Annotated in this window: 18 protein-coding genes; 5 read left to right on the plus strand and 13 right to left on the minus strand. The window is 43.9% G+C overall.

Annotated features, from left to right (window positions below):
- The 6 genes from N475_RS03595 to N475_RS03620 all read right to left on the minus strand — a co-directional run bounded on the left by N475_RS03595 (nucleotide 1) and on the right by N475_RS03620 (nucleotide 6,977).
- On the minus strand, nucleotides 1-1,173 hold the full coding sequence (locus N475_RS03595) for a radical SAM protein (RefSeq protein ID WP_063355781.1): 1,173 nt from the start codon (nucleotides 1,171-1,173) through the stop codon (nucleotides 1-3).
- The gene (locus tag N475_RS03600; protein ID WP_063355782.1) at nucleotides 1,157-2,248 is read right to left on the minus strand and encodes a hypothetical protein; all 1,092 of its coding nucleotides are present in this window, start codon (nucleotides 2,246-2,248) and stop codon (nucleotides 1,157-1,159) included. Before N475_RS03600 ends, N475_RS03595 begins: the two co-directional genes overlap by 17 nt.
- Nucleotides 2,245-3,546, minus strand: a complete 1,302-nt coding sequence (locus N475_RS03605) for an ATP-grasp domain-containing protein (protein WP_063355783.1) — start codon at nucleotides 3,544-3,546, stop codon at nucleotides 2,245-2,247. Before N475_RS03605 ends, N475_RS03600 begins: the two co-directional genes overlap by 4 nt.
- A gap of 4 nt (nucleotides 3,547-3,550) precedes the next feature.
- A complete protein-coding gene (locus N475_RS03610) occupies nucleotides 3,551-3,820 on the minus strand; it encodes a phosphopantetheine-binding protein (protein ID WP_063355784.1) in 270 nt (89 codons plus the stop codon).
- A gap of 227 nt (nucleotides 3,821-4,047) precedes the next feature.
- The gene (locus N475_RS03615) at nucleotides 4,048-4,812 is read right to left on the minus strand and encodes an SDR family NAD(P)-dependent oxidoreductase (protein ID WP_063355785.1); all 765 of its coding nucleotides are present in this window, start codon (nucleotides 4,810-4,812) and stop codon (nucleotides 4,048-4,050) included.
- A gap of 212 nt (nucleotides 4,813-5,024) precedes the next feature.
- The gene (locus N475_RS03620) at nucleotides 5,025-6,977 is read right to left on the minus strand and encodes an AsmA family protein (protein WP_063355786.1); all 1,953 of its coding nucleotides are present in this window, start codon (nucleotides 6,975-6,977) and stop codon (nucleotides 5,025-5,027) included.
- Between the two features lie 333 nt (nucleotides 6,978-7,310).
- Here N475_RS03620 and N475_RS03625 point away from each other — a divergent pair, with 333 nt between their 5' ends.
- Both N475_RS03625 and N475_RS03630 read left to right on the plus strand, forming a co-directional pair.
- Nucleotides 7,311-8,477: a hypothetical protein gene (locus tag N475_RS03625; protein ID WP_063355787.1), complete on the plus strand. Its 1,167-nt coding sequence runs from the start codon at nucleotides 7,311-7,313 to the stop codon at nucleotides 8,475-8,477.
- A gap of 271 nt (nucleotides 8,478-8,748) precedes the next feature.
- On the plus strand, nucleotides 8,749-9,435 hold the full coding sequence (locus N475_RS03630; RefSeq protein WP_063364699.1) for a TorF family putative porin: 687 nt from the start codon (nucleotides 8,749-8,751) through the stop codon (nucleotides 9,433-9,435).
- 45 nt (nucleotides 9,436-9,480) lie between these two features.
- Here the strand turns inward: N475_RS03630 and purT are convergent, their stop codons facing one another.
- Both purT and N475_RS03640 read right to left on the minus strand, forming a co-directional pair.
- Nucleotides 9,481-10,668 carry a formate-dependent phosphoribosylglycinamide formyltransferase gene (gene purT, locus N475_RS03635; protein WP_063364700.1) on the minus strand — a complete coding sequence of 396 codons (1,188 nt, stop codon included), beginning with the start codon at nucleotides 10,666-10,668 and terminating at the stop codon, nucleotides 9,481-9,483.
- Between the two features lie 91 nt (nucleotides 10,669-10,759).
- Nucleotides 10,760-11,428: a fumarylacetoacetate hydrolase family protein gene (locus N475_RS03640; protein WP_063364701.1), complete on the minus strand. Its 669-nt coding sequence runs from the start codon at nucleotides 11,426-11,428 to the stop codon at nucleotides 10,760-10,762.
- 240 nt (nucleotides 11,429-11,668) lie between these two features.
- Between N475_RS03640 and N475_RS03645 the strand changes: the two genes are divergently transcribed.
- On the plus strand, nucleotides 11,669-12,346 hold the full coding sequence (locus N475_RS03645; protein ID WP_063355790.1) for a nitroreductase family protein: 678 nt from the start codon (nucleotides 11,669-11,671) through the stop codon (nucleotides 12,344-12,346).
- Nucleotides 12,347-12,364: 18 nt separating this feature from the next.
- On the opposite strand, the gene N475_RS03650 is transcribed toward N475_RS03645, so the two are convergent.
- From N475_RS03650 to N475_RS03660, 3 genes are read right to left on the minus strand one after another with little or no spacing between them, the layout of a single operon-like run.
- A complete protein-coding gene (locus tag N475_RS03650; RefSeq protein WP_063355791.1) occupies nucleotides 12,365-13,408 on the minus strand; it encodes an efflux RND transporter periplasmic adaptor subunit in 1,044 nt (347 codons plus the stop codon).
- Entirely contained in the window at nucleotides 13,392-16,673 is a 3,282-nt protein-coding gene (locus N475_RS03655; protein WP_063364702.1) for an efflux RND transporter permease subunit, read from the minus strand. The genes N475_RS03650 and N475_RS03655 overlap by 17 nt, the downstream gene beginning before the upstream one ends.
- A gap of 16 nt (nucleotides 16,674-16,689) precedes the next feature.
- Complete coding sequence (locus N475_RS03660; protein WP_081215839.1) at nucleotides 16,690-16,971, minus strand: ArsR/SmtB family transcription factor; 282 nt, start codon at nucleotides 16,969-16,971, stop codon at nucleotides 16,690-16,692.
- A gap of 113 nt (nucleotides 16,972-17,084) precedes the next feature.
- Here N475_RS03660 and N475_RS03665 point away from each other — a divergent pair, with 113 nt between their 5' ends.
- Nucleotides 17,085-17,435, plus strand: coding sequence for a rhodanese-like domain-containing protein (locus N475_RS03665; protein WP_063355793.1), 351 nt, complete (start codon nucleotides 17,085-17,087; stop codon nucleotides 17,433-17,435).
- A gap of 1 nt (nucleotide 17,436) precedes the next feature.
- Here the strand turns inward: N475_RS03665 and N475_RS03670 are convergent, their stop codons facing one another.
- Nucleotides 17,437-17,919: a DUF6653 family protein gene (locus N475_RS03670; RefSeq protein ID WP_063364703.1), complete on the minus strand. Its 483-nt coding sequence runs from the start codon at nucleotides 17,917-17,919 to the stop codon at nucleotides 17,437-17,439.
- Nucleotides 17,920-18,113: 194 nt separating this feature from the next.
- On the opposite strand from N475_RS03670, the gene N475_RS03675 reads away from it, so the two are divergent.
- Nucleotides 18,114-20,540, plus strand: a complete 2,427-nt coding sequence (locus tag N475_RS03675) for a serine hydrolase (RefSeq protein ID WP_063364704.1) — start codon at nucleotides 18,114-18,116, stop codon at nucleotides 20,538-20,540.
- On the opposite strand, the gene N475_RS03680 is transcribed toward N475_RS03675, so the two are convergent.
- Nucleotides 20,526-21,347 carry a substrate-binding periplasmic protein gene (locus tag N475_RS03680; protein ID WP_081215840.1) on the minus strand — a complete coding sequence of 274 codons (822 nt, stop codon included), beginning with the start codon at nucleotides 21,345-21,347 and terminating at the stop codon, nucleotides 20,526-20,528. The two genes, N475_RS03675 and N475_RS03680, sit on opposite strands and share 15 nt — an antisense overlap.
- Between the last annotated feature and the right edge of the window lie 28 nt (nucleotides 21,348-21,375).

A 21,375-nucleotide genomic window follows, 5' to 3' on the forward strand; every position in this document is an offset into this window, starting at 1 on the left:
TCACCCAGTGCTATACAACAGAGTACATTTAGAACAAACAGGCATCAGACCACACTGAACCTTACCCCTAAATGCGTTAAACGCTCGCCCTTGCCATATATCTTTAAGGGGTAGAGCTTGAAGATTACCCACCTCTAATTCAGGAAAAAATTTACAGCTAGAGACCGTACCTCCGGGCAATACGTCGATACGATGCGTAATCGCCGCACAATTATTTTTCCCCTCCGCAGGCTGAGTATCACCCAGTACAAATGGTTCGACCTCATCCATAGTCAGATCTGGATGAAAGCGCACTCGACAAGCCCATGTTTGACCAGTGATCTCCGCCAACTCCTGCTTTAAGAGCGTAATATTTTCTGGAGCAATACGATGGGTGTAGCCGTGCCAGCTCGCTTTACTAAAGTCGTCAATATATTTGGCTCGATAAGGTAGGTTCGTTTGTACCCAAGTATCCATTTGCTCTGCGACGTGTTCTGGCATATACCAAGGGAAAACAATGTAGATGCTGTCTATGCCGAGATCAGAAAAGTATTCGATAAATTGCGCTAATTTACCCACCACGGCGTCGTGCAAAGTTAAACAGATAGAAACTTTTCCCTGATATTCACCGGTTTTTCTCAGATCTAATAAAGTACTCATTCCTCTAACAACTTTTTCAAACACGCCTTTTCCGCGAATTGCATCATTTTCAGCCTCTAAGCCATCCAAGCTTACGAGCATTGCTAACTGCTTAGAAACTTTGAGCAAATGAGGTAAATGTTTTTTAATCAACATGCCATTTGTACATATGGTTAGCCATCTAGGATACTGAGTGAATAAATCTGCCAACTCCGCCATTTTGGTATACATCAATGGCTCTCCCCCCCACAAATAAAATGCGCTTTGACTTGATTCTGTTTGCTTAAGTAGCTTTTCAATGAGTCCGATGTCCACTTCATCACGCACTTGCTGCTTACCCATATGATGATGGTACCCTTCGTCATTCCACTCGAAGCAATGTGCACAGCGCAAGTTGCAAGTGTTATTCATTTTAATGCCAACTTGATCAGGCACCGGCTCAGACAAAAAAACACCGCTGTCATTTTGTCGCTTTAAACGTGCTATATTTTTTGCCCGAAGCTTGAGTCTGGCAAACTCTTCACGGGTAATTTTTTGCTCAGTTGCGGGTCTCATTGGACACTCCAAAAATAGGACTGGCTGACGATTGATTAAGTAAGTTGTTGTGTAATGTATGAAGCAACTCAAGCGAATAGTTACTGCTTTGCCATTGCTCGAATGTCACCGCAAACCCCAGAGATTGCCAAGTCTGTGCATTGTGTACTTCATACTCACCAAAAGCAGGCAATAGGATCAGAGGAGTGGCAAAGTTAAAGCTATCTAGCAAGCTTGCACCACCAGGCTTGGTGATAATCGCGACAGCGCTTGCCGCCAGTTGATCAAAGTCTAAATCAGGCCCTGGGTCGATAAGGTTTTTTGCTGCACACAATTTTAGTTCGGGCAATGCATCAGCACGACTCCATGGCTTAAAATCTGGGTCGGTTTTAAACACCCGCTGGTGTATTGAAGACGATATTGTGGCGTCTGCTGACACTATCATGTCACTACAAATAGCTGCACACTTAAGTGACTCACTCAAGGCTGATAAATTGCCCATTTGCCACCCGCCACCATGGCAAAGTACACGCCCAGATCTTGCCTCCCATTCAATAGGTTTGGCGATAGGAAACAAAGGAAATACATCGTTTCGATTTTCCTTAAACAAATATATATCTCGTACAGAGATCGCCAGTTTTTGCTTTACTCCCTGCGCGTGTAACCAAGAACTTGAAGGCACTGCATCCATATGAATGGCATCAATAGTCGTCACAGGCACAAACTGTGACTGCACTTCAAACAAGACCGACAACCAAAACCCACTGAACACAATACAGCGCGTAAACTTTATTTGTTGCCATAAATGTATCATGGTCGCCAATTTATCTGGGTCAATAACTTGGTTTAAATCCGCCCCCCCATTCTCCACGACTTTTTGCAACAATAAAGCTGTGCGAAAACTTTCTCTGCAGCGACTTTGCGTTACTTGATGTCTGTTAAGCGCATCCTCACAAAATAGCTGCTCCAAACAATAGAGGTGCGTTTCCCCACCTTGAGCACGTAAAAAGGCACTTAATCTCAATGCTGGTGCAAATGACCCTAGCCCGCTTGATGCAGTTAAGATCAATACCTTTTCTCCCCGCCAGCTCATCATTGTAAAGACGCTCCCATTTCTAACAAACAGGATTGCAATATAGTGCGATAGTAGTCGCTACTACGTGAAGCACATTCAAGCTGGATCCATCTCCCTTTTGCCAGACTACTTTGTGGTGAAAGCGCCAAACTAGAGGCTGTCAGAGGAACTATCCCACCTAATTGGCCGCTCTTTAACAATGCGCCTCTCGCCGCCAATTTATTGAGCATAACCTCAAGCTTTAACGGAGACTGATAGTGCACATCATACTGACGAAGGCGAACGGCATTACTTAGTGACAACTTCTCCTGCCAACGCAGTGCGATACTCCCCATTGATTCACGCGCATTAACTTCTATCACCGCATACACAGTACCGTCTTGCAGCAACGCAGAATCAACACAAACGGGTCCAAAGTAACCCCGCTTAAACAACTCAGACAGCAATCTTCGTACATGTGTATCATAGTTTGACTGAGCCACGACATCACACAGCGCTTGGCAGCACAAGTCTATACCGCTGAATCGAAAGCCTTTATTTTCGACTTGGCATAAACCAATAAAAGTGATCTCTCCTTGCTTATCTATATGCCATTGACTGGAAAAATCGATCTCAATATCAAGCCAAGGCTGCGCTACCAGCCCCCCGTACTTGCCACTGGCACTTTGTTTTTGAAAATGACGAACTAAGCGCTCGGTGATACGCTGCTCTTTAACTAAATATGCCCCTTTGCCCGATACCCCAAATGCCTCTTTCAGCACAAATGGACAATCCAATTCGAGCAGTCGATTAATATCATCTTGCTGCTCAATCACAACGCCTAAACCGGGTATTTCTAACTGGTGGCAAAGTTGTGTAATGGTAGACTTGCTATTTGCGTACCTTATGGCACTGAGTTCGGGGGTAGGATGCTCACCAGATGCAGGTGCTCCCGCCAAGTACGCGTAAGATGATTGAATGCTAGAAGATAAAATATCTTGCACGGCAGAAAAAGCGACAGCTTCTTCTCCTGAAGTTTGCATAGATGCAAAAATATCAGGCCAAGCAGGCGTACCTGCCAATTGCCACGCATCCAAACTCTCAAAAACTGACCGTGTAAGATAACGAGCGCCTAGACTGGCATGATAGTCATGTAATGCCGGGCATTTAGGGACTATTGTAAGTGCAATATCATAGTCATTTGCTGGTACGAACATGTCATCCAACAACGCTAATTGCAATGTACTTTTTGCGCCTAGAGGCGTTGGCAATGACAAATTGTTACTGTCACACCAACTGGCTTCAGGATCTAAATGCGCCCAGTATACACAAGTATGCACAGCTTTAAGCCTCGGTGGTGCTGTGAGCCAAGATGTACGCCAGCAAACGCTTAGCGGATGTCAAATTGTCAAAGTCAAAGGCGTCAAAATCCACCTCGATATCAAATTGACTCTCAAGCCCAAGCATAAAGTCAACGATATCCAATGAATCAATACCAAAGTCTTCTATAAAGTTACTTTGCTCTGTCACCTTTCCTGCAAGGCTAGGATCATTTTTTATACTGCACAGTAACTCATTAATTTCAGTGAGATAATTTTCTTTTTGCGCTTCCATCGTTTTTTTCTATTTTCGGTAGACTATTTAATAGACTTAAACGACTACTGCGCAATTTTCAATCAAAAATATTACATGTAGAACACACTGTTTACAATTATAGGACTTCGTTTAGTTTTTAACCTACCAAAACGGGAACTTAAGAATATTCAAAGCCTAAAAAATGCAAAAAAAACAATAAAAAAAATACCGATTAGTGCCATTGGAATACAATTTCAAACCGAATATCAACCAATATGATAGCCGCCATCAATGCGCAACGTATCGCCGGTGTGGTAACTGCCAGCTCCAGACATTAAGTATACAGCTGAGCCAACCATCTCTTCTGCTGATGCCCAACGTTTTAAAGGCACTCTTAGTCTTTTGATCGATTCAAATAGCCTTTTATCCTGCTTTACATCCGCATTCATATCAGTATCCACCCACCCTGGCATGACACAGTTTACTGTGATGTTGTGTGGCGCGAGCTCAATAGCCAGTGCGCGACATAATCCCTCAATACCAGCTTTTGCACTGCTATAGTCAGTGAAAAGGGCGTTTCCATGCAATGCGGCTAGGCTTGATACTGCAATAAGTCGTCCTTCCCCATAGGCCTTTAAGGGCCGAATCGCCGCTTGGAAAGTATTCATTGTCCCTTCTAAATTTGCAGTTAATGTGGCACGCCACGCCATTGCATTAACTTCATCTAGTGCACATCCAGCTCCGCGTACACCAGCGTTAGCAATGCAGCCATATAACCCTCCAGCCCAATTTTCTGCTTGTTCAAATGCATATTCCACACTTTTCGCACAAGTCACATCACATTGAACCGCAAATACTCGCTCAGAATTTGCAGAAATTGCGTCGCACGCCTGCTGATTACGCTGTTGATCTCGCGCTGCAATAATCACTTTTGCACCGAACTGATGGAGCCCTTTTGCCAATGCGAATCCTATGCCACGATTTCCTCCCGTGACCACGACTGCTTTATCATTCAGATCAAATAGTTTCATTTCCTTGGACCTTTTTAATCAAAACTAATGCTATTAGTTCACAGATTAAGCGAATGAGAAAGTGAGAAAATATACATTTTGAACAAATACTTTGAGTATTTCGAAAGTGGGGAAGTGCACTAGACAATGTCAGTTATCGTCGGTCTCTTATTAGGAGCTGAGATGCATTGCCAGCAATTGCAATGCATCTCAGCTCCCTTTCAATGAACAGATTATCCGCCAAACAAACCTTTAAACTTGTCTTTTAACTTATCTTTTATAGCATCTTTAGCTTTGTCTTTTGCAGCGCCGCTAAAGTCAAGACTCGTTTCAACTTGATGGAATGGACCTTTTATACGTGCAGGAATTTTAAAGCCAGTACTCTTATCCTGACTACTTTGCCCTTCAATCGTATCGACTATGCCGGTGACCAGTCGGTAATCAATAAAAGTCTTGGGTAGGTCAACAGTGCCCGAACCCGTTACTCGAATAAGTGGACTGGCCAATAACAAATTCGAATTGGTACCGACACCATTGGTGAAATTAAAACTTCCCGTTAATGCAGAGAAGTCCGTCTTCTGCTCTGGATCAAAGTCTGCATTGATGCCCTCCGATAATCCCGAGAAATTCCCTTTGAGCATTTCTTGGCCTTTGCGCACCATTTCAGCTAAATTTGCACCTTTTACTCCACCATCTTTGAACTCGAACGCCAGCTTGCCACCCAATTTAGAGATAAACTGCTTCTGGCTCATTCCTTGTGTCTGTAGGCTCCAATTAATACTGCCTTTACCCAATACTTTGTCAAAATCAATCGCATCAGATAGCAGTGGTTGGGCATTGATGCCTCGCAGCTTGAAGTTTGTTTCAATTCGATAAGGTTTCGCTACCGCATTTACTGTGATGACACCATTTCCATCACCTTCATAGGCATTAAATTTATCTAATGAAACACGAGCTTTGCCCTGCTGGAGACGAACTGACAATTGGTTTTCACCCAATGTGATTTTGCGTGCTTTAAAGCCAGTCGATCGCACAACCAAGTTCGCATCGAGTTGATTTAAGGCTGAAAGGTCTATTTCACTATCATCCCATACTATCGGCTGGGGTGGTGCATTGTCCTCTGGCACGGGTGGTTGTTCGGTCGTAGTTGCTGGCTCTGGGAGGTATGGATTCACATCTAGCATACCCAAATCTACATCCGCAGAAATCGCGATGCGGCTTTTCAGGTCCACTGTTGCATTGCCCGTAATCTGTAATTCATCTAACGAAGCACTAAAACTATCTAACCTAAATACATTGTCAGCAAATTGCATCGAGCCTTTAACCTCGAATTGATTAAATGCATTCTCTTGTGCTTCCAGCGGCACATTTTGCCACTGCGTCAGCGCTTTCACAGAATCCCCCGCTAGCAGCAAATCACCTTTAAAGCGCTTTGCGCCGTCAACAACTTCACCATTGAAGTCAATATTTACAAGTTGATTTCGAAGTACCTTGGAAAATTTAAAGTCCTCACTTTGAATCGCTTTGGCAGGGTTATCTACTTTCATCTCTATCTCAAACCGCTGAGCTTGATAGGTGATGGCACCATCGATGGTGAGTGCCTGATATAAAGAAGGCAACATAACACTCAGATCTAAATCTGTGATCTCTTCAGTAGTTCCAGATTGTGCATCTTGATAGATAACCGAACCGCCATAAATGGCGACTTCGCCCAATGCAATATCAAACCCTGATGGGAGTTGTGTCGAGCCGCTTGATTTGTCAGTTGAGCTTTGTTCAGCAGGTTGCACCGGCGTGGTCGGGAATAACTGCCAGTTTGGTTTTCCGGCGACATCCACTTCTAGTAGCACTCGGGGGTTGTTAATAACAAATCGCTCTAGCTTAAATTCACCGGACAGTAATGATACCCAAGGAATATTCACCGCCAGTTGTTCCATCGTCAACATATTCGATTGACTACCCGAAGGCATGTTGGCAAATTCAACATTATTTAGCGTGATATTGAGCTTCGGAAACACTGATAACTCGCTGTCGCCCGCTATTCTAAGTGTTCGGCCCGTTGTTTTTTCTACTTGTGATGTGATTTGGGACACTATAGTGTCTGTTGGGATCAGTAGCGGTGCAAGTATTAGTAGAGCAACTAACAGCACTACAATACCTACAACACCTTTCAAAATTGCCTTCATTGACCGTCCTTCCACTGAAATAAACCTATATGCATTATCATAGCGAGGTGAATAAAAAACCACAAAAAAGTCGCCTGTTTGCGTTCAATTTCCCCTTCGCACCGCATCAGCCCTGTACTATATAAGTATGGCAAAAAAGAGTGGCAAAATGACGAAACAGAATAAAACAATAAATTAGATCCCCTGTTTGCGTAGTAAACACAAAAAAGAACCTAAAAAGCACATTGCAACTACGCTGGATCTAGGTATGATCCTCGCCCTTGCCAGTTTAATGATCAGTTCGCTAAACTGAACAGTCTAGATTTTAACCTAACGTTGGAGAACCCCCGCAGCATGAAAAAGTTGCTCATTTCACCGTCAAATATGGCTTTGGGCGAACAAGAAAGTCAGATTTATCAAAATATTTTAAAGCAATCGACTGAGATCAGTCTCAACTTGATGGCTGTAAAGGTAGAAAATCATCCAGATGACTTTCTGGGTTGGTGTTATGAGTTACTCGATGTAGCCAAAAACCGTATCAACTTTGACTTACTGGACGACCACCAGCTACCAACTGTGAAAAAGCTACAGGATTTACTGATTTCAGCTATCAGCTTTTTACAAGTCAAAACATTAAGAATCGCACCGTGGCCAGTGATCAGTGAGTTTATTGCAGACCGTCAAGAGATACTTGCCTTAGAAGAGCAATTTAAACTCATGGACTACATTGCCACGCTACGCGAAACAACACTACAAGAGATGATTGTTGAAGACCGCTTAGCTTTTGCTGGTAAGCACACCGCAAAACACGATGTCAGCGTTTATCAGTTCGATACCGAGTGGTTTGGCTCTACAAAAAGTGCCAAAGGATTCCATCAACAGTTGGCTGACTTGCCTGCTTTATTCGATCAAGCTTTAGCACATATTCCTCTAGAAGGTCCTGTCACTGAAGCTCACTATCAAGCGTTTATGATAGCGTATTTAGGCGCTTTTAACGGCAGTGACGAAAAACCTACTTTAGCCCCTGCAACTCGATTGCTTGCGATGCGTCGCCCCGACGTATTCACACCAATTTCAAACAATCGTTTGGATGCATTGTGCCAAGCTTTTGGCATCGCACGCTTAAATAATCGCGATTTCGAAAGGTATTGGGTCGACATTGTGCAAACAATTGCCAAAATGCCATGGTTTGCAATGGCCACTGAAACCAATGAGCTTGAAGGTCATTTAGTTAAAATAAAAGCTTTGATCCCAACATTTTTCTATTATGCGGATAAAGATACACCGACCTCTTCTAACTACTATAAACTGTTGCATAAACCAAAGCGTGCTAGCACCTCTTCAGGCAGTAGAACCGTCAAACGCAGCAAAGAGTCTGCGGCTACCTTGGTAGATCGAGCACTCAATGATGAGGCAATTCCAGAGCACATCAAAGCCAAACGAGATTCAATTATCTCTGAAGTAGAGAAAGGCCGTAGCGTTGACGAGACTATTCAATTAATGCGTACAATTTTCGGCTAATTGAACTGGGATAACCTGCATGAAAACAGTGCAGGTTATCTATTCACGCACCACCTGAGTGCAGCAATTTCTCCCAAACCACTTGCACCTAGCTATACCCTGCTATAATTATCGTTTTCAATTTCAACTAGATATTAAAATTCTCACGCAGCTTTTTTGTACTGGCGTAAAGATTGCGTTTGCAAGGTACTGTTGACCTTTTTGCTGCGCCTGAAAGTTCAATGGCCCTAAGTTCAAATTACAAATTTTTCTGTGCCACATAGGAACCATTATGACAAATAAAGCTCCACTTATTGCTTGCACCTGCTTTGCTTTACTTAGCTTCGATTTACTTGCAGCCAGCGGACACAGCGTCACAGCTAACGTCGCAGCGAGTTCAAACTACTTTTGGCGAGGTATTACCCAATCAGATGACAGTGCTGCTGTCTCAGGAGGGATTGATTACAGTAACGAATCTGGCTTTTATATAGGGACTTGGGCCTCAAATGTCGATTTTGGTGATGCCGCAAGTACAAGCTATGAATTAGACTTATATTTGGGGTTTAGCGGCGAAATTAAAAAAGTACGCTATGACCTTGGATATATCCATTACGCCTATCCTGATGCCGCGGGAGACATAGATTTTGGTGAAGTATATGCATCACTTGGATGGCGCAATGTTGATTTCAAGGTCAGCTATATGACCCATGCCCAAGATGGCAGTAGTACCGAGGAGGACATGCTATATATTGAGCTAAATGCCAGTTTCCCCGTGTTTAAAGATTCGGAATTAGGAGTGCATATCGGCAATTCTCGTGGAGATACTGTCATGGAGTGGACGGGCGAAGACGATAGCTACATGGATTATGGTGTTAGCTTGAGCAAAGACGGTTATACATTTGGACTTGTAAAAACAGATTTAGATGCTGATGACGATGTCAAAGTGTACGTCAGTTACGCCTTAGATTTTGACCTATAGAGTTAGGTTGCTGCAATACAAAGGGCCGAACGGCCCTTTTTATCTTTATAGGTTAACGCCAATTGTTGAGCTCACCTTTTTAGCTAACTCCACAGCAGTATCAACCTGCTCTGCACGAGCAAGCGCAACCCCCATTCGACGCATACCCTGTACTTCAGGTTTGCCAAACAAACGCAGATCTGTGTTTGGCATTGATAATGCTTCAGCTACTTGAGTAAATTGTAGTTCTTTCGAATCCCCTTCAACCAAAATTACACTAGATGCTGAAGGCCCATTAAAGTGAATATTGGGAATGGGTAAGCCTAAAACTGCACGTGCGTGTAAAGCAAACTCACTTAAGTGCTGTGAGATTAGTGTCACCATTCCCGTATCATGAGGTCTCGGAGAGACTTCACTGAAATAGACATCATCACCTTTGATAAACAACTCAACACCAAACAATCCTCGGCCACCTAATGCATCGGTTATCTTACGTGCAATGTCTTGGCTAAGTTCCAAAGCCTTAGCACTCATCGCCTGTGGTTGCCAGCTTTGTTGATAATCACCATTGGCTTGAACATGTCCGATAGGCTCACAGAAGCTGGTTCCCGCAATATGTCGTATGGTCAGCAAAGTAATTTCATAATCAAAATCTACAAACCCTTCAACAATTACACAACCTTCGCCTGCTCGGCCCCCTTGTTGCGCATACTCCCACGCTGCATCAATATCTTCCGCGTGCTTTATGACACTTTGGCCTTTACCAGAGGAGCTCATAATTGGCTTAACCACACAGGGCATACCTATCTCTGCGATGGCAGCTTTAAAGCCGCTCAGATTATCAACAAATTGATAGGGGGATGTCGCTAGCTCCAGTTCCTCAGCTGCAAGCCGGCGGATACCCTCTCTATTCATTGTCAATTGTGTGGCTTTTGCGGTAGGCACTACCGTAAACCCCTGCGCTTCTAGTTCAACCAATTTATCGGTCGCAATTGCTTCAATCTCAGGCACTATGTAATCTGGCTGCTCTTTTTGAATGACCTCTGCAAGCCTCTCACCATCAAGCATAGATAAAGTGTAACTGCGATCAGCGACCTGCATTGCTGGCGCGTGCTCATATCTGTCGAGCACCACAACTTCGGCACCGAGACGTTTAAATTCAATTACCGTTTCTTTACCCAGCTCCCCGCCACCACAAAATAAGATTTTGCATGCAGTTTTGCTAAATGGTGTCCCCAGCAACTTTGTTTTCATAACTTTTCCTGATAAGCGTAAATTCACTGCAATATAGCCTACTTGCAGCTTCCCTATTCAGTCCAGCACTAATCACTAATCTTTAAATGTGCTAACTAGCTTTGCCATGTACCGAGCTGTGAAATATTTCTCCTGCCCCTAGCTGCAGCTTCAATTGATCGCCAGCACCGAGCGGACCTACACCCTCTGGCGTACCAGTCATTACGATATCTCCTGGATACAAGGTAAAAAACTGCGTGATTTCCTTAAGTAGAGTTTCTAAATTAAAGATCATATTTGCGCTTTTACCTTGCTGCTTAAGTACCTCATTTTGCCAAAATTGATAGGTCATCTCAGTACTCAACATGTCTTCTGAGACAGGAAGAAATGGCGTAATACAACCACTGCCATCAAAGGCTTTCGCAGTCTCCCAAGGATGGCCTTTTTCCTTCAATTGTGTTTGCAATTCCCTGAGTGTTAAGTCTAACCCTAAGCCAACTCCACATACATGACGAAGAGGCTCGGCGCTATCACTGTCAATTAGGTTCCCCACTAGAAGTACTAATTCTGCCTCGTAGTGGTGCTCCCCCTTGCTCTGGTCAATACAGATTTCAGGACCAAAATCACACAGCGCGCTGGCTGGTTTCATAAACAATAATGGGTTGCTTGGAATAGGGTTATTTAGCTCTTTAGCATGGGCAACGTAATTGCGACCAATGCAAACTGCTTTACCCACAGGCAGGGCAATTTCCTCTCCTGATATCCATTTATGTTGGTACATATACACTCCTCAAAACACCATTGACTATGGGAATTCTACGTCAATTCCAATATAAAACAGAGCGTTGTAGTTGCATATTCAATATACATTTCATTTATTGTGCCGTGCTCTCAATTACACAAGTAAAGTTTTTTTGCCACTCCTAGCCATGTCAGATGTTAATTAAACTAGCGTAAAAGTTGAAACCTTTATAATCACAAGTTATAAAAAGCGGATTGCAAGTAACTAGGAATCACAACCATGAAAGCCCATGACAATATCCCGTTAACGGATTTTATAGAATATTCTCCACAAGAAATGCAACAGCGTGCAGATGATAATCTCGCACTGATGAAACGACGCCACACTATTCGTAGTTTTAGCGATAAACCGGTGCCAAGAGAAGTGATAGAGACTTGTATTAAAACCGCAGGACTTGCACCCAGTGGTGCCAACCACCAGCCTTGGCACTTTGTTGCCATTCACAGTAGCGACGTTAAAAAACAAATAAGAGAAGCAGCAGAGCAACTGGAGCGTTCATTTTATGAAGGCCGTGCTGGCGATGAATGGTTAGATGCGCTAAAACCGTTGGGTACTGATGCACAAAAACCGTACCTTGAGCATGCACCATGGCTCATTGCGATTTTTACGCAAAAAAAAGGTGGGATCCATGCAGAGGATAAAAATACTAACTACTATGTACACGAATCAGTGGGCATCGCGACTGGCTTTCTTATTCAGTCTCTTCACAATGCTGGGCTAGCGACACTGACACATACTCCCAAACCTATGAGCTTTTTAACAGAGATTTGTCAGCGAGACAAAGATAACGAACGGCCTTATATGTTGCTGATTGCCGGTTACCCTGCAGATGATGCCACTGTGCCAGAACATGCTATCGTCAAAAAATCACTTGATGAAATCGCTTCATTCATTTGATTTCAATCAGGTATTGGCTTAAATAGCCAATACCTCCCCTGCGCTAAGCCCAGATATGACCATGACGCTATCACCATAGCGGCTTCCCAGACGTATTAACCTGCGAGATCTCACCCCATTTTCAATGACATCTACCATGGTAAGCTGCCCTGCACGCTTGACCAATTTGCTAGGGATCAGCACCCGATTCACTGTCTGTGACGGTAAATACACTTCGGCATACATACCTGGTTTGATACCAGCGGGGGTCACAACATCTAACTTGATCAAAAATTGCCTAGCCAAATTATCTGCGACAGGTACTATCTCACTAATTTGGCCCTGTAACATACGCTCTAAAGCACCAATTTTTACAGCTAACTCAGCTCCCACTTGCAGCTTACTCACTAGACTAGCGCCTACCGACGCGGAAATCTGCAGGCTAGCGGGATTAAACAAATCTAGCACCGCCATGCCAGGTGTAACCATATCACCCGGCTCGACTAGTCGCTCCACTACAACACCTGAAATAGGCGCTACAATTTGTGTATAACCCAGTGCAACTTTTGCACCTTTGAGCTGCTCAATCAATGCGGTGCGTCTTGCACTTAACTCATCCACACTACTTTGCCATTTATCCACCTGATCTCTAGCAACTAAGCCTCTGTCTAACAGTGCATTAACGCGATTTAATTGTTTTTGAGCTTGTGCTAATTGAACATCATTTGCTTCACTTTGCGCACTCACTTGTTTCACCGTAGTTTGCAATTGTTCATCTGCAAGTGTTGCAATTATTTGACCTTGTTTAACGGCTTGTCCCGCTCGAACTTCTATTGATTCAATTTGTGCCAGAATGCGGCTTGCCACTCTTGTATTCTCTTGCGCCGAAACGCTAGCACTAATGGTATCTTGTAATTCTATTGCCTGTACAGTAACTAAGTAGCGCTCTCCTTTATGCAATTGAGATGGGCTCAAGTTTATTGGGCTAAGTTTCGTCTCAAAGGCGCCTGTAAAAATAGCAAGCGTCAAAACAAGAGTACACAACGCAACAGTAGCCACCAATTTTTTACGAACCCGCAGCATGCTTACTCTCCTCGATAGCTTCGTCATTAAACACTAGGTAATACACAACAGGCACCACAACCAAAGACAGTAGTGTGGATGCCAAAGTACCAAAAATAATTGCCAATGCCAGTCCACTGAACACCGGATCAAAAATGATCACAATATTACCCAACATGGTGGTTCCAGCGGCAAGTAATACGGGTCTCATGCGTACCTCTCCTGCACGATATAAGGCCTCTTTAATCATTACGCCCTGCGCCCTTTGCTGATTAACAAACTCAATCAGAATTAAGCTGTTTCGTACCACAATACCAGCCAACGCAATCATACCAATCATAGCGGTTGCACTGAACAACACTGGCTCTGGTGCCCCCGCAATACCGCGCTCACCAAATTGATTCAACAACCAAAAGCCCGGCATAATGCCAATCATGGTCAACGGGATGGACGACATAATAATGCCAGCCAGAGCGCTGGAAGCTGTCTGCACGCGCAAAATTAAAAAGATCGCACTTAAGGCAAAAGCAAAGGCAATCCCCATATCACGAAACACATCGACAGTAATTCGCCACTCCCCTTCTCCAGAAAAGGTATAATAGGTTCCTTCTGGCATTTGCCATGCGATCCCTGCACCACTCGTTATAAAGGTGCGCTTATGCCACTCTCTAGCCTGAGCTTGAGCTCCACCCTCATCACTCACTATATCGGCAATGACTGCTGCAGGAACCCGACCATTCAATTCAGCGGTGACATAAATCACTTCAGCCAAATCCTTTCTGTATATTGGTTGCTGCGCCGTTCCTTGTTGCCATTGACCAAGCTCATAAATAGGCACCAAAGGGCGAGCAGCATCTTCTAACGCGCTGTTTGCAGCCGTTTTTGATAGCTCATACCGACCACGTACTTGAAGTGCATTCAATTCAGACCAACGGTTTCGATCCTCATAGGACATTTGCAGCTCTATTGATAACGGTTCAGCTTCATTGGGTGCATGTAGCAAGCCTGCGTCAACTCCGCCACTGGCAATCTGTAGTGTATTGTTCACATCTTGTGTACTAATCCCTGATAATGCCGCCTTTCGCTTATCCAAGACGAAGCGATGCACCTGTGACTGTGAGGCAATACTGGTATCAACATCTATGACATGCGCTTCTTGTTGAAGGCGCTGGGCTAATGCCACGGCAGCTTGTTGATGTAGGGAGTCATCGGCAAAGATATCTTCTTTATATACTTCGGCCACTAATGTGGACATCACGGGCGGCCCAGGAGGTACCTCGACGACTTTAATATGCACACCATCCTGTGCAAGAGATGCCAGCAAATCTCTCATTCGCAACACCACTTCATGAGATTGATGTGCTCGCAAGTTTTTATCAATCAACAGCACTCTTAGATCAGCCAAATGATTACCGTGACGCTGATAGTAGCCTCGTACCATACCATTAAAGTCCATGCTAGATGGCGAACCGACATATGCCGCAACTGAACTGACTTCCGGTAGCTGCCAAAGTCGATTTTGCACCTTTTGCGCGACACTGGCTGTGTATTCGAGACTACTTCCCTCTGGTAAATCAATCAGTACCTGAACCTCATTTTTATTATCAAAAGGCAACAATTTTAAGGGTACTGCGCGCATCACTGGTAAACTGACACTCAATATAAAAGCTCCGAGCACCAGCCATAAAAGCCACTTTGTTTGCCGCGGTTTCATTAATAAAGCAGCCAGTAGGCGACGATAGCTACCTGTGCTTTCTCGCTGCGCCTGTTCTTCTTCTGTTATCTGACCACTGAGCAATTTCATCGCAAGCCACGGCGTGATAAAAAGTGCAACTAGTGTCGATACAACGACACTCAATGGAATATTAAATGCCATTGGGGCCATATAAGGTCCCATCATCCCAGTGATGAACCCAAGTGGAACAAAAGCAACGATAATGGTCAGCGTCGAAATTAATAGCGGTGTTTTTACCTCAAGCATAGCAAGGGTTACGACTCTCGGTTTGTTGCCTCTGCGACTAACAAAACGGGTAATATTATCCATGCCTGTTATGGGATCATCCACCAGTAAGCCCAATGCCAATATCAACGCAAATAGTGTGACACGGTTAATGGTGTATCCAAATACATAACCCACAATCAAAGTGATCCCATAGCAAATCGGAATCGCCAACCCAATCACAATCGCCGGACGCCATCCCAAAAAGACACCGACAAAAATAATCACACTGAGCACAGCAAAAGCCAAGCTAGCCGTAAGATGATCAACTTTGTCATCGGCCGTTTGACCATAGTTACGCAATACTTGATAGCTTACACCGTCTGGTAACAGTTGTGACTCAAGCTCTGCCATACGAGCCAAAACTTGTCGCGATACCATAACCGCATTACTACCGCGTTGCTTTGCCACACTAATGGTCACCATTGGTAGGCTCTCACTGCTCCTATCTCTGGAAAGCCACTGATATCGCGTCGGTTCGCTCGGGCCATCTGTCACTTTAGCCACATCCGTCAGATAAATCTGTTTGCCGTTGATCACATTTACCACAAGCTTTTTAAGTTCTGCATCACTGCGCAGCACATCACCAGTTTGCAGCTGCCACTGCGCTTTGCCCGCAACAAAGGCTCCCACCTGCTTAAGCTGATTCGCATATTGAATTGCATTGAACACATCTAAAGGAGTGGTGTGATGCGCTGCTAATGATGTTGCATCCAACTCGACTTGCACCTGGCGAGTACGGCCTGCCAATACGTTTACTTCATTAGTGTTGGTGATGGTTTGAAGCTGAGTCGAAACTTCCTGCGCTATGCGTGTTAACTCATAATCACTGTAACGATCAGGCTCTTGACTGTAGATACCGAGCATTAGAATAGCAACATCGTCCACTTCAACTGGCTTAATTTGCCAGTTCGAAACCACATTGGCTTTACGATCTTCATTCGCATAAAGTTTAGTATAAGTATTCAAAATGGCGCGCTCCCGGTCCTCACCAACTTCAAAGCGCAATGTCACTCTCGTTTTTCCAGTTACAGTCGTAGAGTACACATGCTCTACTCCTGGAATTTGCATCAACAATTTCTCTAAGGGTTCAGTAACCAGCCTTGTAACCTCTGGTGCATCAACATTAGGCACCTCCACATGAATATCTAGCATCGGCACAACAATTTGTGGTTCTTCTTCTCTCGGGGTGTATTGAAGCGCAAAAAAACCCAATACAAAACTGATAAGAAGGATATAAAGCGGCACTCGACTTAATAACATTCGCCGACTCACGGATGAAAACATCACTGCTCCTCACTCACTACGCTTGGCAAAATAGTTCGTATAACTTTTCAAGCATTGCGGCAGCATTGTTATCTACGACACGGTAATAAATAGTCTGCCCTTCTCGACGCGTTGTAACCACGTTCGCCTTTCTTAAACCGGCTAAATGTTGTGACAACGCAGATTGAGCTAAAGGCACTTGTGCATTTAACTCAGTGACGCTCATTTCGGATTGCTGCAAACAGCATAAAATCATCAAACGATTTTTATTGGCCATAATTTTCAACAGCGCTTCGGCTTTTTCCGCAGCATCCGCCATATTTTGTGGGGTCAATTGAATACTCCCTACCATCATCATGGGAGCGAGTATAGATATTTACATTAGAAAAGTCTAATATTAGAAAAGTCTAATATTAATTTGAGGAATTCTTTATGCTTGTGTCGACACAATCTTTAATCCAATCGATAAAAAAATCACTCAGATGCATTGATGCTATTCAAGCAAAGCAAGCGCTAGTAACCGGTGAGGGAATACTCATTGATGTACGTGAGCCCCATGAACATCAGCAGCAAGCTCCTAAAAGCGCTATCAATATCCCGAGAGGCATGATTGAGTTCATGTTGCCACAAAAAGTACCAAACCCTGATACTCAGATTTTTATCCACTGTGCAATGGGCGGTAGAGCAATGTTTGCAGCTGAACAACTAAACAGAATTGGTTATACCAATGTGACTGTCATTGAGGCCCCCGTCGCAACGATTTGTAAGTGTTTTGACGACTAAATCAATACTTACAACCCATGACCTCTTGATGTAACCAAACCATGCGGTCCAAAAACCAAGTTTTTGTTAAGATCAACCCAAGGGCACCTGCACATGTGCTGATAGGTTCTTTGAAAAACAGCCCAGCGAAACATAGTAAGGTAAAAAATGATAGTAATCCGATGATCATATTTATAACTAGGATATGATGCGTGGGTACTTTTTCTCGTTGGTAAATTAAAATGCGCTCACCCAACACACTTCTTGACGCCCAGTTGTCAGTGTTGGCGGGTTTCTTAAAACATCTAGGGTTTAGCCAGACCCAAGATAGGAGCACAACCAATATCGGCCAAAACCATAGCTGTAAAGCGTCGCGCCACCACAGGCAAGCGAGCAGCAGAGGAAAGCAGCTATATCTTGTCCACACACTCCAAGGATTAGTATGCCGAGCCCATACCTCTTCGCTCATGGCAAAATACTTGGCTGCGAAGTTTTCAAATTTCATCTCTATTTCCCTCAGTGCCTCTGTGTATTAGAGCGTAACGCTAAAGTTCACACTAGACTGTATAAAAATGTATTGAATACACAACATTTGCTGACGCTTTTTGAAAACTCACTAACAGTACTCAGTTTCCTTACTTTGTAGACTCTAACTCACTTTTAAAAGCGCTATATCCACACTGCAAGGGATTGACAACAATGAGGCTGATTTCAGGGTACACATCAATTTTGACGGCAGCACTTTTACTGCTCAGCGGATGCCAAGACAATCAGGATCATCGCTCTGATTTGCAGCGCTCAGCAGGTTTTTGGCAAAAACCCGCGTATGGTGAAGCACTTAATATCACGATGAATCGAGTGGTACGATATCAATACAATCGCTATGGATGTATTCAAGTATCCGAGCAGCAACACTCAGGCATGACAGCACAGCTGGATTCAGTAGCACTTTCAAATACAAGGCGTCTACGTGTGGCTCCAAAAGGGCAGGTGTACCCAAGTTACTACACCCAACTCGATACATTGCCAGATCACTGTAATAACCCCATAGCCATTTCAGACTCCGCTGCACCAGATGTGATATTTGACTATTTTTGGCATACTTTTAATGATTACTACGCCTTTTTCTCACTTCGTGATGTTGATTGGCAGGCACAGTACGATTTATATCGCCCAATGGTCCATAACTCTATGTCTGATGAAGCCCTCTTTAGCCTGCTTTCCGACATGGTTGCGCCATTACAAGATATGCATGTCACTCTTTCATCACATCAGCAGGACTATTTCTCAAGCAAGCCTACGCCTATTCTTCAGGCCATTCAAAACGAACTAGACTTTCGTATATATCAAGGACAAGATTCTGATTTACAAAGCCTATATCAACATTATCAAAAACAAATGCAACGTGTAAGCTCGCATTACATTGCGCCTGATTCACTCAATACGTTGCCACAGGGCAGTGATAACGCCACCGCAATTTGGGGAGTAACAGCCTCGAATGTTGGAATATTGGTAATCAATAACATGAACTTCTTTGACTCAGATAAAGCAGCTGACGAAACGCAGCATCTAGAAGCCGCACACAAGATGATGGCTGATGCGATGGCCGATTTGAAAGACAGCGAAGCAATGATCATTGATATTCGCCACAATACCGGAGGAGATGATGCCATTTCGTTAGCAGTCGCTAGCTATTTCGCTGATCGCGAATTACTTGCCTTCAATAAGCAGGCTATCAACCAAGTAGGCAGAGGTATCCCTTTACGACAAAAGTTATCAGCCCGCCAAACTGCTTATACAAAACCTGTTTATTTGCTTACCAGCCAGCTTACAGTCAGCGCCGCTGAAGTATTTACTATGGCCATGGATCAGCTCGATCACGTCACTAAAGTAGGAGAAGAAACTGCGGGAGCACTGTCAGATGCATTAAGGTTTTCACTGCCAAATGGCTGGCAATTCAGTTTATCTAATGAGGTTTACCGAAATGCGCAGGGCAACTCGTTTGAGCATATTGGATTTATACCCGATCATCACGTACCAGCATTCAGTCTTCATGATATCGAAATGAAACGCTTCTCAACCTATGATTTCGTTTTGAATAAGCTCAATAAGCCGCCCAAGCCCAACATGACGATTGATGAATTCGAACATCAAGTACGTGAATTGCAAACACATGGGAACATCACCAAGGTTGCCGTCAGTATTATTTCACAAGGACAGACCGTATATAGCCATGGTTTTACGACCGAAGCGCAGCATCCAGTAAACGCAGATACTCCATTTTACCTAGCTTCCTTAGATGAAACGCTAATAGGTGCTACAATCGCAGCGGCAAGTAGCGAAAGTCATCTCGCTCTTGACCAACCTATCGAGCATTTACTGCCCTTCCCTTTGGCATACCCAAGTGGCCAGAGCAATGCTTTAACTCTAATACAGCTACTCACTCATACCAGTGGTATCGTTGATAACCGAGCCATATTCGATTGCATACTTACACTCTCTCAGATAAACACACGCCAAGCAGTAACCTGCGCGGATACAAAACTCAGCAGGGGGGATTTTTTAGCAGCATATTTAAGTGCAGAGGGAGAGCTGTATCATACTGGGAATTTCTCGAGCCAATATGGACTTGAGCCGGGGACATCAGCGATTTATTCGCAAGTTGGGGTGGAGCTCGCGACCTTCGTCATAGAACAAGCCAGTCAATCTTCCATATCAGAACTCGCACAAAGACATTTATTTGAGCCACTTAATATGCACAATACCCGTTTTCAAACTTTGTCTACCAAAGCACAGGCAAAAAGTGAGCTCATTTCAACAGCCAATGACCTGAGTTATTTTTTAGCCGCCAGTATGCAACCTACGTATGCTTTGCCTACTCCATTGTCACGTTATTTTTGGCTCACTGACAACAAACAGTCATATCAACGCGGCAGTGGTGCAGCTTCGAGGACACACCTTTATGCTGATGTTTATAGCCAAACTGGGTTTGTATTATTAACAGATGCAAACCCAGATTCAGAGGCGTCCAATGAAGCTTACAAGCAGCTTGAACAGCTGGTGTTCAATATGGCGGAGCAACTGAATCGCGAGTTTCAGCAACGCATATCATTAAGGGGAAAATGAATCCGAAGGCACCTTTGGAGAATCAATCAAATGGGATGGTATTTTAGGTAATTGGTATGGTGCGACTAGTTTATCTAACGTTTTATTTTTGGCCATTTCATACATTTGTTGTGCGATAAGAGTGCCGAGTTCAGACTCCGCAAAGTCCGTACTCATGGCCATATAGCCATAAATTTCTTGAGTATGGCGGTATGTCATTTTTTTAAGTTTATGTGTAGGTTGCTCGAGCACTCCCATCGCAACATCAGCGGTATCTTCCACGGCGATTACAAGGTCGACGCGACCCTTTAAAACCAGATCAACCGCAACACGCTCCGATGGTACAGCCACTTTATTTAAGCTTTGATCTTTATCGAACCTCGGAAAAAATGCACCGCCACGCATTACCGCAATGCGTTTACCTTGCAAATCCTCGTAGCTGTTTACTTCAATACCGCTACTTTCCGTGCCGTAAAACACAAAAGATGATGAGAGCACCATATAAGGCGGTTCAACAAAAGACATAATTTTCTGACGTTCAGGGGTTTTGATCAAACCTCCCATAACATCCACTTTCCCCTTGCTGAGCAGTCTCACGCAACGAGAAAATGGACAAGGCACCGCATTGATTTTGTATTTTTTTTCACTTGTTAGTTGTGCATAGCGTAAGATATCAAGTATCAAGCCTTGAGAGCGGCTATCATCGCTAAGGCGACTATAAGGAGGGGCATGGTCAACGGCAACATGCACTACTTTTTCAACCGCTTGGCTTTGTGCGCTATATATTAATACCAAAAAGCTCAGTATGAGCACGGTATAAAACTTCATTCAATCACCTACTCAAAAACCACGCGCA

The organism is Pseudoalteromonas luteoviolacea DSM 6061, from assembly GCF_001625655.1.
In the GTDB taxonomy this organism is placed as follows: Bacteria; Pseudomonadota; Gammaproteobacteria; order Enterobacterales; family Alteromonadaceae; genus Pseudoalteromonas; species Pseudoalteromonas luteoviolacea.

Bases quoted from the DNA above. Each gene is read 5' to 3' on its own strand.
- N475_RS03655 (WP_063364702.1), bottom strand. From the start codon at position 16,673: ATGTTTTCATCCGTGAGTCGGCGAATGTTATTAAGTCGAGTGCCGCTT.
- N475_RS03630 (WP_063364699.1), top strand. From the start codon at position 8,749: ATGACAAATAAAGCTCCACTTATTGCTTGCACCTGCTTTGCTTTACTT.
- N475_RS03640 (WP_063364701.1), bottom strand. From the start codon at position 11,428: ATGTACCAACATAAATGGATATCAGGAGAGGAAATTGCCCTGCCTGTG.
- N475_RS03600 (WP_063355782.1), bottom strand. From the start codon at position 2,248: ATGATGAGCTGGCGGGGAGAAAAGGTATTGATCTTAACTGCATCAAGC.
- N475_RS03665 (WP_063355793.1), top strand. From the start codon at position 17,085: ATGCTTGTGTCGACACAATCTTTAATCCAATCGATAAAAAAATCACTC.
- N475_RS03650 (WP_063355791.1), bottom strand. From the start codon at position 13,408: ATGCTGCGGGTTCGTAAAAAATTGGTGGCTACTGTTGCGTTGTGTACT.
- N475_RS03610 (WP_063355784.1), bottom strand. From the start codon at position 3,820: ATGGAAGCGCAAAAAGAAAATTATCTCACTGAAATTAATGAGTTACTG.
- N475_RS03615 (WP_063355785.1), bottom strand. From the start codon at position 4,812: ATGAAACTATTTGATCTGAATGATAAAGCAGTCGTGGTCACGGGAGGA.
- N475_RS03645 (WP_063355790.1), top strand. From the start codon at position 11,669: ATGAAAGCCCATGACAATATCCCGTTAACGGATTTTATAGAATATTCT.
- N475_RS03595 (WP_063355781.1), bottom strand. From the start codon at position 1,173: ATGAGACCCGCAACTGAGCAAAAAATTACCCGTGAAGAGTTTGCCAGA.
- purT (WP_063364700.1), bottom strand. From the start codon at position 10,668: ATGAAAACAAAGTTGCTGGGGACACCATTTAGCAAAACTGCATGCAAA.
- N475_RS03625 (WP_063355787.1), top strand. From the start codon at position 7,311: ATGAAAAAGTTGCTCATTTCACCGTCAAATATGGCTTTGGGCGAACAA.
- N475_RS03620 (WP_063355786.1), bottom strand. From the start codon at position 6,977: ATGAAGGCAATTTTGAAAGGTGTTGTAGGTATTGTAGTGCTGTTAGTT.
- N475_RS03660 (WP_081215839.1), bottom strand. From the start codon at position 16,971: ATGGCGGATGCTGCGGAAAAAGCCGAAGCGCTGTTGAAAATTATGGCC.
- N475_RS03680 (WP_081215840.1), bottom strand. From the start codon at position 21,347: ATGAAGTTTTATACCGTGCTCATACTGAGCTTTTTGGTATTAATATAT.
- N475_RS03670 (WP_063364703.1), bottom strand. From the start codon at position 17,919: ATGAAATTTGAAAACTTCGCAGCCAAGTATTTTGCCATGAGCGAAGAG.
- N475_RS03675 (WP_063364704.1), top strand. From the start codon at position 18,114: ATGAGGCTGATTTCAGGGTACACATCAATTTTGACGGCAGCACTTTTA.